This is a genomic window from Mesomycoplasma neurolyticum (assembly GCF_900660485.1).
GTDB classification, from domain to species: Bacteria; Bacillota_I; Bacilli_A; order Mycoplasmatales; family Metamycoplasmataceae; genus Mesomycoplasma_A; species Mesomycoplasma_A neurolyticum.
In genome coordinates this window covers 207500-221880 of the sequence record NZ_LR214951.1, presented here as the reverse complement: position 1 = coordinate 221880, position 14381 = coordinate 207500, and the positions used below count along the sequence as shown (strand labels likewise).

At 20.5% G+C, this 14381-nt stretch carries 9 protein-coding genes; 1 reads left to right on the top strand and 8 read right to left on the bottom strand.

Features of this window, described 5'->3' with window-relative positions:
• Nucleotides 1-5: 5 nt before the first annotated feature.
• From nrdF to EXC65_RS00855, 7 genes are all read right to left on the bottom strand, one after another.
• Nucleotides 6-1028, bottom strand: coding sequence for a class 1b ribonucleoside-diphosphate reductase subunit beta (nrdF, locus tag EXC65_RS00885; RefSeq protein ID WP_129719626.1), 1023 nt, complete (start codon nt 1026-1028; stop codon nt 6-8).
• Nucleotides 1029-1247: 219 nt separating this feature from the next.
• Nucleotides 1248-2057, bottom strand: a complete 810-nt coding sequence (locus tag EXC65_RS00880; RefSeq protein WP_129719625.1) for an HAD family hydrolase — start codon at nt 2055-2057, stop codon at nt 1248-1250.
• A gap of 56 nt (nt 2058-2113) precedes the next feature.
• Nucleotides 2114-6133, bottom strand: a complete 4020-nt coding sequence (locus EXC65_RS00875; RefSeq protein WP_165001316.1) for an Mbov_0399 family ICE element protein — start codon at nt 6131-6133, stop codon at nt 2114-2116.
• Nucleotides 6108-8762 (bottom strand): Mbov_0397 family ICE element conjugal transfer ATPase, encoded by a 2655-nt coding sequence (locus EXC65_RS00870; RefSeq protein WP_129719623.1) that lies wholly within the window; start codon nt 8760-8762, stop codon nt 6108-6110. Before EXC65_RS00870 ends, EXC65_RS00875 begins: the two co-directional genes overlap by 26 nt.
• Nucleotides 8749-10008 (bottom strand): Mbov_0396 family ICE element transmembrane protein, encoded by a 1260-nt coding sequence (locus tag EXC65_RS00865; protein ID WP_129719622.1) that lies wholly within the window; start codon nt 10006-10008, stop codon nt 8749-8751. The genes EXC65_RS00870 and EXC65_RS00865 overlap by 14 nt, the downstream gene beginning before the upstream one ends.
• 1 nt (nt 10009) lies before the next feature.
• Nucleotides 10010-10342, bottom strand: coding sequence for an Mbov_0395 family pilin-like conjugal transfer protein (locus EXC65_RS00860; protein ID WP_129719621.1), 333 nt, complete (start codon nt 10340-10342; stop codon nt 10010-10012).
• Complete coding sequence (locus EXC65_RS00855; RefSeq protein ID WP_129719620.1) at nt 10320-11096, bottom strand: DNA-processing protein DprA; 777 nt, start codon at nt 11094-11096, stop codon at nt 10320-10322. The genes EXC65_RS00860 and EXC65_RS00855 overlap by 23 nt, the downstream gene beginning before the upstream one ends.
• 120 nt (nt 11097-11216) lie before the next feature.
• Here EXC65_RS00855 and EXC65_RS00850 point away from each other — a divergent pair, with 120 nt between their 5' ends.
• Nucleotides 11217-12227: a YhjD/YihY/BrkB family envelope integrity protein gene (locus EXC65_RS00850; protein ID WP_129719619.1), complete on the top strand. Its 1011-nt coding sequence runs from the start codon at nt 11217-11219 to the stop codon at nt 12225-12227.
• Between the two features lie 36 nt (nt 12228-12263).
• Here the strand turns inward: EXC65_RS00850 and EXC65_RS00845 are convergent, their stop codons facing one another.
• Nucleotides 12264-14339: a PTS fructose transporter subunit IIABC gene (locus EXC65_RS00845; RefSeq protein WP_129719618.1), complete on the bottom strand. Its 2076-nt coding sequence runs from the start codon at nt 14337-14339 to the stop codon at nt 12264-12266.
• Between the last annotated feature and the right edge of the window lie 42 nt (nt 14340-14381).

Sequence of the window (14381 nt, the reverse complement as noted above, 5' to 3'; positions counted from 1 at the left end):
TTTAACTAAAACTCTCAATCTTCATCTTCAGTTTCTTCACTAACACCCATTATATATGATGAACCATTACCCGAAAAGAAATCATGATTTTCATCAGCTCTCGCAGATAACTGGTTAAAAATTTCTGGCTCAATCCTTGTTTCTTCTAAACTAAAAGGTGAATCATATCCTAAATTTTGTAAAAATTTTCCTGCATTGTAAACACTAAAACGAATTGCATCATCAGCTAAACCAATTTCTGAATATAATTCATTAAGATATTTTTTCTCTAGATCTATTAATTTATATAATAAATCAAAAACAAATTTTTTCATTTCTTCTTGTTTTTCTACAGGAAGTTTTTGCACTTTTTGTTGATATTTATACCCTGAGTAATAATTATGAATAACTTTATCACGTAAAATTAAACGAATTATATCAGAAGTGTTTGGTAGTTGCATTCTTGAAGAAAGATAAAATGGTAAATAAAATCCTCCATACAATAAAAAACCTGGCATTAATGCTGCTGCAACTTTAGATTTTAATGGATCATCACCTGTATAATAAGGGATTAAAATCTTAGCTCTTTCTTGCAAACTAGAAGTATTAATTACTCATTCATGCGCTTCATTAATTTGTTCAGTTGAACAAAGTGTTGAAAAAATTGTTCCATATGAACGAGCATGAACTGCAACCATAAAAGCAAAATTAGTGTATATAACTTGTTCATGGTCTGTAAGTGAATGTTGAACTTGTGCAACATCACCAATTGTTGCTTGAATAGTGTCTAACAAAGTCAAACCTGTAAATGTTCTAGTAATAACTTTTTGCCACACAGGAGAGAGATTTCTTCATGTTTCTATATCATTAGAAACAGGAATTTTTTCAGGTAATCAAAAATTTTGAGTAATTCTATTTCAAATTTCTAAATCTTTATCATCATTTAGATAGTTTCAATTAACTGAACGCATTTTCCCTTTCATTCCATTTAAAACAAACTCTAAAGGCGAAACAGAATCATTAAAATAATTAGTTTTTTTATTTTTCATAATTGCTCCTTAAAAGATAAACATAGTCTTTTTATTGTATTACAATTTCTTGCAAAAAAAACTAAAAAAATTTTATTTTTTTTATGATATATTTTTTTGTTTTTGTGTTAAAATTTTTATTTTAAAAGTTTATATATAAAATTATTAAACTTAAATTTAAATTATTGTTATGAAAAAAAGCAAAATATTTTGCTTTTTTATTTTTTTAAAAAATTAAATTTAACTTAATTTTTTGGAATTAAATCGGTCCATGTAATCTAATAATGCCATACTCACACCATTTTGGTCGTAACGAGAAGTATAAAATTTTGCTTTTTCTTTAGTTTTTTCACTTGCATTTTCTACAGCATAAGAAAATCCTGTTATTTCTAGCATTGATCAATCATTAGGACTATCGCCTATAGACATAACATTTTCAATTGAATCATTGAAATGATTTTCAACAAATCATTTCAATGCTATACCTTTAGATGTGTTGGGCATTGTAATTTCTAAATGTTCATCGCGCATAAAAGCTATTGTAACATTCATTTTTTTTAATTCATTGTATGAATTCAAAATACTTTCTTTATCACCAAATAATTCCATTTTAACTAAGTTATTTACATTTTCATTATATTCTTTTATTACTGATACATCTAAAAGTGAGTAATTATAACTTTTAGAATGTTCTTTTCAACGGTTGTAAGTATAAAAATTTTCTTCATTTCAGCAATTTAATTGTGTTTTATGCTTTTTGGCAATTTCAAAAACTTTTTGTTGTGTTGATTTATCTATTAGATTTTTATATATATATTTTTTTTCTATATTATCAAAAATTGTTGCTCCATTTGAAGTTATCAAATATCTGACATTCAATTCAGTTGCTAATTTTTGAATTCTACTAAATGGTGGATTACCTGTTGCAATTACAAAATAACCGCCTTTTTTTTGAAAATCTAATATACTTTGTTGTAACTCTTTACTATATTTATAGTCTTTACCATAAATTGTTCCATCTACATCAGAAAACGCTATCATATTTTTCATAATACACTTATTGTATCAAAATATAAAAAATTGTTTTTTATAATATATAAAATTAACTATTTATATCTAAAATAAAGATTATAAATTTTTAAAATTAAAATTATTAATATAATAAATGCAAAAAATATTACAGGAATTAGCCACAAAAAATTAAAGTTATTTGCTGATATTTTTCTTTGTTCTATTAATCAATTTTTTTTAATTGTTTCAATATCTTGATTTTTTATTATATTTTTAACAATAACATAAAAATGATTAAGAGTTTTTTTATTATTTATAGAATTGATTTTTAATTTTAAAACATTTTCACCTACTCTATCAATAATTAACTTTAAATAATTTTGGTCATCAATTTTTTCAACTACATAATCATAGTCTTTTTTTAGTGAAAAACCATCTAAATATTTTGTTATTTGTTTTAAAATTTCTTTATAAGCACAATTAAAATTTTCACATTCTAAATTTATTTCTAAATTTAAATTAGAAAGATCAAATAAAGCATTTTCACCATTATTTTTATACATTATTTTAAAAGTTATTTTGTTTATAAAATTTTGAAAATTTCCTATAATTTCAAAAACAATTCATTTATTTTTATTTGAAAATAGCACTTTTATTTTATTAAAATAATCTATAACACTAATTTCGTTTTGCAAATTTAAATTAAATGATTTTAAATTACTTAAAATATGTTTTTCAATTAACAAAGTGATACTTTCAGTTGTTTCCTCGCTATCTATTACTAAATCAGGAATTTTTATTAATGACAAATCTATTATTTTATCAATGCTGATTTTAGATTTATATGTGTTAAAAATTTTTAAAATTTTTGAACCATTTATATTCTTGGGTGAATTATTTTTGGTTTTTAGTTTTAAAATAATTCAAGAATTTGGTTTTTTTGTTAAATTTGATATTTCTTCAACTTTTTCATCAAAATTTTCTATTTCATAATCTTCATTATAAACAAATTCTTTTTGTATATTTTCTTTTAAAAATTTTTGAATTTGGTTTTTTATTTTGTTTTTATCAATTAAACCTTTTAAATCTAAAACATTAAATTGAAAATTTTCAAAAATATTTATTTTTTTGTTTAATTCATTATTTAAATAATAAGGTATTTCTAAAATTAAAATTTGTGACTCAGGTTTTATATAAAATGAATTATAAAAATCTGGAATTACAGAAAAATTAAAAATAATATTATTTTCTAAAAAAATAGTTTTATAAGTTGTTTTTTCAAAATTTAGAAAAGAGAAAATTTTTTCATTTATCAAATTCAAAAATTGTTGTTTATTTTTAGATTTGGAAATTATATCTATAATTTTTTCATCATTAAATTTAGGAATTATTTCCTTTTTTTCATTTTTATTAATATTTTCATATTTTTGTAGCCTATCTTTTTTTCAGATAACATTTATTAAATGCACAGGTTTATTTATTTTATATTGTGAATTAAAAACATTGTCTTTTAAATCAAAAGTAAATTTTAAAACATTTGAAAAATGTTCATTTATTTCAATTTTAAATTTTATTTTTTCTTTTCATTTAAAATCAGACAAAAATTCATTTTTTTCTTCTTCGTTTGGGTTAAAATCATCAAAATTAATTTTAGATGTAAAATTATTTGATTTTTGTAGATCAATTTTTGGCGAAATAATATTAAAATTAATATAATTATTTGGTATTGAAGTAGTTGTATTTGAAACATACATTTTTCAATAGTTTATTATTTCATCATATGTTAATTGTTTTAAAAATGTTTCATTAATCTTAAATTTTTCATTTAAATAATTTGATAAATGTTTACCAGGGATAGATTCTCACAAATTTATAATGTCATTATTTGGAAAAAAATTATTAAAATTTTTTTTATTGTCTTCTTTTGTAATATAAACTAATTTATATTTATTCAATGAATTTTTAGTTCTATAACTAAAAAGCCACAAACCTTCATGTGAAAAATATTCATTATCATTAAAAATAAAATTTGCTTCTTTACCTTTTTTTGTTAATTCTAATGTCTCATCACTGATTAATTCAAATTGCTCATTATTTTTAGCAATTTTAAAAATTTTAAATGATTCATATTTATTATTTATTGATAGATTTATACCTTTTTTTATAACATAAGCTTCTGCAATAAAACCTATTTTTTTATTAAAAGCTATATAATTTAAATTTTCATTTTCATCAATAGGGTCTTGTAAAAAACGGGTATTATTTGGTAATAAATCATTATCTTTTAAAAAATTTATTCATACAATTTCGCTTTTAGTTCCATTATTTTTATCAATATTTGGATCAAAATCAGGATTGGGGATTTTTTCACCATTTTTGTCTAATAATTCTTCATTTTTTATAATAACAAATGGTTCAATTAATTTTCTTTGTTCTCTATTATTTTCTGGGTCTCATGCAAATCATTTTATATTTAAATTCAATTCATCTTTTAATATTTTTATAATTTTAGTTCATCTAAAAATTTCTTTATTTTCATTAGTTTTTAAATTTTTTTTAAATTTAACTAATTCAATTTTGTATTCATTTTTTAAATTGTTTTCATCATTAAAACCTATATCAATGAAAAAATTTTGATTTAAAACATCTATTTTTTTATTATTAATTAAAAGTATTTCATCTTCTTTAAAAGTTGATTGAAATGCAATTTTTACTGGTGCGTTGTATATTCAAGTACCACCATAATCATAACCTATATCTCGATCATTTTCCATTCTAATAGGAATATCTTTTTGTAAATCTAATGAATCTAGTTTTTTTTGATCTAAAAAAAATCCAGGTATAATTAAAAGTCTTTTATATATATCTAAATTTTTAAATTTTTCAGTTTTAATATATTTAATGGTAATAGGAGAATCATTTATTTTAATTCATTGATTACTATTAGTTATGATGTCATAATATTCAATATAAAAATCTAATTTATCTATTTTATCTATGTTTTGAATTTTATATTTTAAATTAAAATCATCATTGATAATTTTTTTATTTTCAATTAAAAAATTATTTAGTTTTTCATCAAGATATGTAACATTATTTTTATAACCATAACTATTATTTATGTCCATTGGAGCAAGATTAAAATCTGAACCTAAATCTGAATAAATAGATATTTCATTATTTTTTATAATTTTTTCTAAAAAAATGTCTTGAAACTTTTTAATATTTTTTAATAAATTATATTTTTTAGGCTGGAATTCATCATATTTAATGTGATAATCAAATGAAAGCTTTGCTCTAATTTTAGTTATTTTAGTATCTAACTCAAAAGGGTAAAAATCATAATAATTTTTGTTATTTGTTTTAATGTAAAAATTGAATTGAATTTCTAGATTTTTTAGATAAAATTCTTTTAATTTATGTTGTTCTTGTTTAAATTTATTAATTTCATTTTTTCTTCAATTAAACAATTCTTCAAAAATAAAATTTGATAAATCTTTCCCATATTTCCCATATTTAGAAAATTGGGTTTCACTTGCATCTAAATTATTTTTTTCTAAACCAAAATAAAATTTTAACTTGTTAATTGATTCATCTAATAAATTGATTGAATTAGTTGTTTTTTGTATTGCGAAATAGCCATCATCATAATTTAATCCTTCAGGTTTATTATTAGAACCTAGATATTGTTGTTTTTTATTGTTATACCAACCTTCCAAACCATTCGCTATATTTATATTAGCACCATATCAATTGTCAGTTAGATAATTATATCAATTTATAAAACCATAAACATTACCACTTGTATGTCAATACTGGTGCAAAGCTTCTTTTTTATTTTGTGAAATACCATCATCTAAAATTGTAAAAGGAAATTTTTGTGAATTTTCTGAAGAAAATTTTCTATTTTTTTCATCATAATTTAAAATTTCACCAACATCTCACTCTTTTGTTTCAAAACTTTTTTTATTATTTATAATTATGTCTTGTTTATAAACAATTTCAGATTTTTCATTAATACTTTTATATGAAATAAAACTAAATATTGATAAAAAAAGAAAAAATCAAATATTAAATTTATTTATTATTTTAAACAAAAAACTGTTGTTTTTCATATTCATTATAATCAAACTTAAAATGGATTTTTCTTTTTTGTGTGCTTATTAACAAACATTCACCTACACCTGCGTTTAATATAAAATTAAAATCATTTTCATTTATTAAATTTAAATTATTAGAATTTTGAGTCACATCTGGATTGTACAATTTATTTATAATTTTTATATCATCACCTGGAACATTAAAAATAAACTTATATTGTGAATTTTTCAAAATACCACTTGTTTTATTGATTATTTCGTCATTTAAAATAAAATCAGAAATATTTTGTGTTGAAACAACTAGTGAACCATTAAATTTTCTTATTGTTTTAGCAATGTCAAATAAAAAATCTAATACTTCGCTATTTTTATTATTAATGAATTTGTGTAATTCATCAAAAATAAGCATAGTTTTTTTATTTTCATTAAAAAAATTAATATTTATTTTATTTAAAATTAATTGGAATATTAAATAAAAAAACGCATTAACATTGTTTTTTGTTGAATTTTCTACAAATGTTTTGGAATCTATTACAATAAAATTATTATTTAATTCAACATTAGTATAACCATTGTAATTTTTTGAATATATTCCAAAATCTTCGAAATTTGTTTTTAATCATTCAATTAATTTTATTTTTTCATTTAAATAAATATTTTCATAATTTTTATCGTTATATTTAATTGCTCTTAATATTCTAATTCATTCACTTATAGTTGGGTAATCATTTGATGTGAGATTACTAATATCTAAATTATTGTCATAAAATCCTCATTTTTTATAAAGAACTTTTAATGAATTTAAAATTATAGTTTCTTTTTCTTCACTTCAAGTATTAGACAATATTTTTATCCAATTAATAAAAAAACTAATATGTTTTCCAATTATAGTTTCTCTTTTGTTTTTTAAATTAATATTTAATATCTCTAAAGGATTTATTGTTGTTGTTCCTGAACCAATATCAATTCAAGATAAATCTAAAATATTTTTAAATATTTGATACTCTCTTTGCGGGTCAACAATTATAACTGTAGAATTTTTTTGCATTGAGAAATCTAATGCTATTTTTTTAATAGCAGTCGTTTTACCACGACCAGATGTTCCAAAAAAAACACAATTTGAATTTGAATGAAAATGATTTCTTTTTCATATATCAAGAATAATTGATTGTTTGTTATTTTTTCCCAAATACAAAAAATTTTGATCAATGTTTTTTTCAAATGTAAAAGGTCACGAAAATGCTATATTTCTAGAAACCATTTCAATATTTTCCTTTGTTCAGTTTGAATTATTAAACCCAAAATAGCTATAAGCTTCAATTTGTCTAAATAATAATTTGTTAATTTTTGATTTTTCTAATTTTACATTTTTATATAAAGAATTTTTTAATGTATTTTTTAAATTACTCTTTGTATCAGCGAAAGTCAAAAACAAAAGATTTGTATCAAATATTTTTTGATTTTGATTAGAAACTAAATCCATAATTTCATCAATTGCTTCAATAAATTTAAAATCTTTTTTACTTCTATAAATAGATTTTTTATTAAATGCTATTGAAGTTAAAATTTTATCATTAGCTTTATCTAGTATTTTTTCATAATCTTCATTTATAATTGGAGATATATGTCAAATAGCAAATGTATTTGTGGAATTGAAAAATGTATCAGCTCACCCAACATTTAAATCAAGTGCATATTCTGAAATACTAGTAATTTTCGAATATATATTATTTAGAATAAAGTGATTTTTTTTAAAAAATATTTTTTTAGGAACTATTTCTTTTAGGTTTTTATCTATATTTTTATTTTCTACAATATTATGAAATGTATATAAAAAATCATAAGTTTCAACATTATTTAAAGCTCTGACATCAATTTCTATTTTTTTAAAGAAATTTATAATTTGTAATATATTGTTATTAATATTGCCTTTATCTTTATCATAAACAGCTATTATATATTTATCATTCAACTCTTGAATGTTTAATTTTTCAAATTCCTTTTTTTTAAAAAATAAATAATTAAACTCATTTTTTTCATCACTAGTTATATTTTTTTCTTTATCATTAATTGTTGAAAGTCTTGTTTTTATTTCATTAATTTTTTTATTAAAATCATTTTTTGTTTTAATTTTTACAAAACTAATTTTAAAATCTAAAATGTTGAAAAAAGATGTTATTTGATTTAAAATATATTTTTTATCTTCAAAATTATGATTTCATATATTTAAACCTTTTATTTCTAAAAAAGAAACATATTTTAAATCATTTATTTTTTTTGTTTTTAGTTCTAATATTCCTTTTTCATCAATGTTTTTGTATTTTGTAAAAAAAGCTGTATTAGATTTTTTAGAATTTTTTAAATATTTTTTGTTAACCAAAAAGTATTTTACATAATATCAAATAAATAATCAAACTCTTAAATTTTCGCTAGGTAAGAAAAACATTAATGGACTAAAAAATAAAAGTAAAAGTAAAATTAAAATCGAAGATATAATTTTTTTATAATATAAAAAATCAGGTATTGAAAACCATCCTAAAACAAAAGAAAAAAATATAATAAAAATTAAAGCAATTAAATCAGCTAAATAAAAATTTTTTGCTAAAACAAGTTTGTTTTTTTTAATATTTTTAGGTTGTAACATTATTTATCCTTATAAACATTTCATTATATATTTGATCATGATTATTTATTTGCTGTTTTGTGAATAATGTATTTACATTGCTATAAAATGAATTTTCATATATTTCAAATGGTATTAATTTTTTATTTTTTATTTTTTCATTCATAATTCCTAAAACATTTTTTTCATTATTTTTTAAATTATTTGATTTTATTTTTGAACTTTCTTTTCAAATCTTTTTTTTATTTGAAAAAAATTGAACATTTTTAAATAAATTACTACTTTCATAAAAATTATTTTTCATTTTAATTTCTTCTCCAAAAAATTTTGTAATTAATACAGAAATTTTAACAATCCCATAAGAACCGCCAACAACAGTAAAAAAATTAAAAAAATTTTTTTGAAAAGCTGTAAGTTCTTCAATATTTAATATTCATTCAGTTGTAATATCAACATAAAAACTAAATATCTTAAAAGCAAAAACAAAAATAAATATTGATAATAGTTTTGATACAAACATTTGTTTTCATATTAAAAATTTTGAATTTTGGTTTAAAAGGATAGTTGAAAAAACAAAAGGCGAAACTAAAAATAAAATAAAAAGTTGAAAAATTTTATTCATAACATTAATTAATGATTTTGAAAAAATTACAAATAAACTAAAACCAACAATAGATGGAAAAAACATTATTTCTATAGTAGAAACCTTTAGACTTTTATATGCATTGTAATTTAAAGGATTGAAATTATTATCACTAGACAATGAATTTCAATAATTTTTATCTATTCCAATGTGTCTTAAATTATTAAAAGTAACTTTTGCAATATTAGGATCTTTATCTCATGCTAAAGATAAAATTTCAAATATTTTTGAAATAAAAATTAACATAGTGAATAAAATTAATGGAAAAATAAAAATTAAAATTGCTGATGGTAATGTTTTTTTAAATATAGTAAAAATATTATTTTTATTAAAAATATTTCTACTTTTAAAAACACAATTTAAAATTGTTACTAAAAAAATAGTAATAAAAACGAAAATATTTAAAATTAAAAACACTTTTAAAAAAAGTGGTAATTCAAAATTATTAAAATCAGAATTCGATTTTTTTATTGAAAAAAATAAAAAATTTATTATTTCATTTTTTTCAATAACTTTTATTAGATCTCATAATAATGATAAAAACTTATAAGGTATTTTTATAAGTATTGATCAAAAAAAAGAAAAAATAGGATAGAATAAAAGATCTACTAATTCTTTAAACACACTAACTTATTTTTGAATGCTCGATTGCTTCTTTGCTTATATCTATAGCAAACTTCAAACCAACAGAAAAAATAATAATTGTTATTACAAAAACAACTAATATAATTAATAAATGTACAATATAATTTTTTCTTTTTTCACCTGATGAATATGATATTTTTACTCCAGTGATAATTAATGCTAGCATTAAAGCAAAAGCAATAACTCCTGAAAAAGCTGAAAGAGCTATAAATCCAAGTTGTTGAGTTTTATTACCTATTTTTTGAATTATTTCATTACTATCTGCAAAATTTATTGTATCAATAAAATAATTATCCACTAAATTTGTGATCATTTTTTTTGTTTTTTAAATCCTTAATTGAAGTTATTAAATTAGCGCCTTGTTTTATTAAAGCTGTATTCCCATCTTCTTCTTCATTATCTCATTCACCAGGAAAACAAAAAATTTCCTTTCCTAATTCTAAAAAATAATTTACTAAATTCATGATTCCGCTATCAATTTTAGATGAATAAATAACTAATGCATTTGAAATAGAAGCCATTATTCTATTTCTATTTTTTAATCTTATTTTTGTTATTTCTGTTTTATCAGGATATTCAGAAATAATTAAATTGTTTTCATTGATATTTACTTTATTAGCAAAGAATGGATTGCTAACTCCATTGACTGAGACATAAATTATTTTTCCATTATTTTTCTCAAAATAATTTATTATATTTTGATCCAAATTTTTATAAGCCGAAGTAACTAAAACACTATTTTTATTTACTTCAGGAAGTGATTGCTCTAAATATTTTTTAACTTTTAGTGTATTTTTATCACCAGTTAAAGATATTTTATTTTTGTCTTTTAATAGTTTAATATTCCCTTTGTAAAAAATTACAAAAGGTGGTTTATCTAAATATTTAAATTCTTTAGGATATTCTTTATCCAAGATTGTTATTGCTTGTATTTTTTTGTTCTGTATATCATTTTCAATTTCTATTATTAAATTTTTATCAATTTTTTCCTGTCTTTTTAATGCATTAAAAATTGAAAAAAAATCACCATTATATTTGATTGAAAAATATATTAAAATTGAATTCATTTTTTCCTCCAAAAACAAATAGAAAAAAAGAATTTTTTAGCAAAAAAATAAAAAAATATGTGAAAAAAGAAAAAAATATTAAAAAACTTGTTTTTTTCTTTTGGTGTATAATATAAAAAAATGTTTAATAATGATTGATTTAAAGACAAAATAATAACTAAAAAAGATAGAAAAATTTTTTACAAAATTTTATCTTTTCTTTTACTTATACCTTTAAGAATTGGTGTAAGCCCCAAATGATGAAAAAAAAACAATGAACAAACTAAAATTTTAGTTAGAAGAAGTGTAGAAAAAATATCTTCACATGAATATGCTTTTATCCCTGCAGGTTTTGCTTTTTATTTATTCACATCATTTATACCTGTTTTAATTTTAAGCATTTCCTTAATTAATATTCATTATAAGGATGATGATACGAAAAAATTTATTTTTGAAGAGATAATAAGTAGATATATTCCGGCCATTGATAAAATTTTTGATTTTAATAAAAATGAAAGCGAAGTCAAAAACTATAATTTAATTTTAAGTTTTAATAAAATCAATATTATTTTATTAATTTCTTCTCTTTGAATTTCATCAACTGGTTATGCTAAATTTATTACAAGTCAATCAATAATTTATGGTCATAAAAATCAAGGTAATTGATTTATTAATAGGATGAAAGGACTTATTATTGTTACTGTTATTTCAATATTTTTTGCATATTTATTGCTTTCAGCAACTTTTATATTTAAAAAATTAGATGTCCAAATTGAAAATAAGTCAATATATATTTTTCTTTTTTATCTTATTTCATCTTTTTATATAATATTTTTCTTTTTTATAGTTTGATTTTTCTTATTAAAATACACACCAACATTTAAAACAAGTTTTAAAAATATTAAACCAGGCGTTATTATTAGTTCCTTAGCATCTACTTTATTTTCAACAATTTTTGGTTACCTTTCTTCAATAAAGATTATTGATTATAATAAATTTGGAATCTTTGCTACATTTTTATATTTAAGCACTTTTACACTTTTTATTTCATATATTTTATATTTTGGAATAATTATTAATGAAGCATTTTATAAAAGTTTTGTTAGTGATAAAACAAAAAATAAATATAGATTTCAAAATAAAAAAATATAAAAACAGCATAAACATGCTGTTTTTATATTTTAAAACTTATCTTTTTCTTGCCAACAATTTTCTAGAATGATATTTTGATAAAATATAAATTGTTAAAGCTTGGGCAATGGCACCTGCTAATATTGCTACTAATCAAAAAATTATACCAAATGCAACTTGTAATCCGAAAGAATTAAACAATGTTGATTTTAAGAGAAATATTACAAATATACCACCATGCGGTGCTATTATTGTTGTTCCTAAAATAGCAGCAATAAGACCTGCAACAATCCCCCCAACAATGTTAGCTGGAATTAAAATTTTTGGTTTAGCTGATGTATATGGAATCGCTCCTTCACTAATAAATGATAAACCAAAAATTATATTTGACCATTTACCAGCTTTAATTTCTTCATTTGATCATATTTTTTTATGTAAAAACATTGATAAAGAAATACCAAGTGGTGGAACCATACCTGCCGCCATTGCAATAGCCATTGCAGCAGAATGTTCAGCTTTCCCAGAAGAAGAAATTGAAAAGACAGCAAAAACATAAGCAGCTTTATTAATAGGACCCCCAAGATCAATTGCCATCATTGCTCCGATAATTATTCCTAGCAATCAAATTAATCAAACATTCCCTGTCATTAATCCTAAAAATAAATTTAATCCATAATTTATGTATATAAATAGTATATTTACAACTCAAAACATCAATGCAATAACTAATGTCCCTAATAATGGAATAATTAATATATTTTTTATTCCCATTAAACTTTTTGGCATTTTATTAAAAATGTATTTGTTCATTAAATCAAGCATCACTATAATAAAAAATGCACCAATTATAGCACCAATAAAACCTGAACCAGTTTCTAATATTTTTTCTGAATTATCGCCTAGTGTTGATCCTAAAAAAGAATATGAACTACTCATTTTTCCACTAGCGATCAAACCGATAACCAATGCAGGTAGTATGGTAATTCTTCCTCTAATTGCATAAGCGATGAATATTGTTAAAATAGGGATGGCAAAACCTAATGCACTACCCCCTATAGTTATAAATCATTTGGAAACACTATAAAAAGAACCATAATTTTTTAAAAAATCAGGATCATCAAGTGATTGGCCAGAAGAGAGTCCAATAAGTGTATCAAGAATAAATGATAGAGCAATCATAATGCCACCAAAAACAACAAATGGCAGCATATGAGAAACACCATTCATTATAGCTTGGTAAATTTTTCTACCAAAATCTTTTGACTTGAATGAAAAGTTTTCATTTTTGTTTAGTAACTTTTTAGCATTATCATCTGATTTTGCACTAATTGTACTTCCTTTTAATTCAAGTGCCTTTTCAATTCATAATTGAGCATTATGAATTGCATTTTTTGTAGAGATTTCCAAAACATTATTATGTTTTGCAAATTTTTGTTTATCAATGGTTCTATCAGCGGCGATTATTACACCTTTAGCATTTTTAATATCACTATCAGATAAACTATTTTCAATTCCTTCTGTCCCTTGGGTTTCAACTTTAATTTTGATATTTAATTTTTGTGCTGCTTTAACTAAATTTTCTTTAGCTAAAAATGTATGAGCTATTCCTGTTGGACATGCTGTTACAGCTACAATATCATAAATTTCATCATTAGTTTTTTCTGAAATTTCTAAATCTATTAAATTTTCATATTTGTTTATAATATCTAAAAATTCATTAGTATTTTTAATCTCTTTAATTTCTTTTTTAAAATTTGGATTCATCAAAATTTTTGATAATTTTTGAAGAATTTCTATATGTTTTGAAGAATCATTTTGTTTTAAAGCAATTGCGAAGATATACTTTACATTTTGTTCATCAAATGCCTGTCAATCTATTGCATTTGTTTTTAAAAAAATTATTGTACTTGTAGTAAGTTGATTTGTTAAAATATGAGGAATTGCAAATTCATCACCAATGGCTGTTGATGTTTTTTCTCTTTCTTCAAAAAGATTATAAATTTTTTTATCATCATTAGCATATTTAACTTCAACTAATTTTTTAGAAATAAAATGCAAAACTTCATTTTTATTTAAAAAATTATTATTAATAAAAATAAGTTTTTCATTTTTTAAAAAATCAATCAATTTCATTAAATTTTTTTATCCTTTTTTTTTTTTTTTGCAAATTTATAT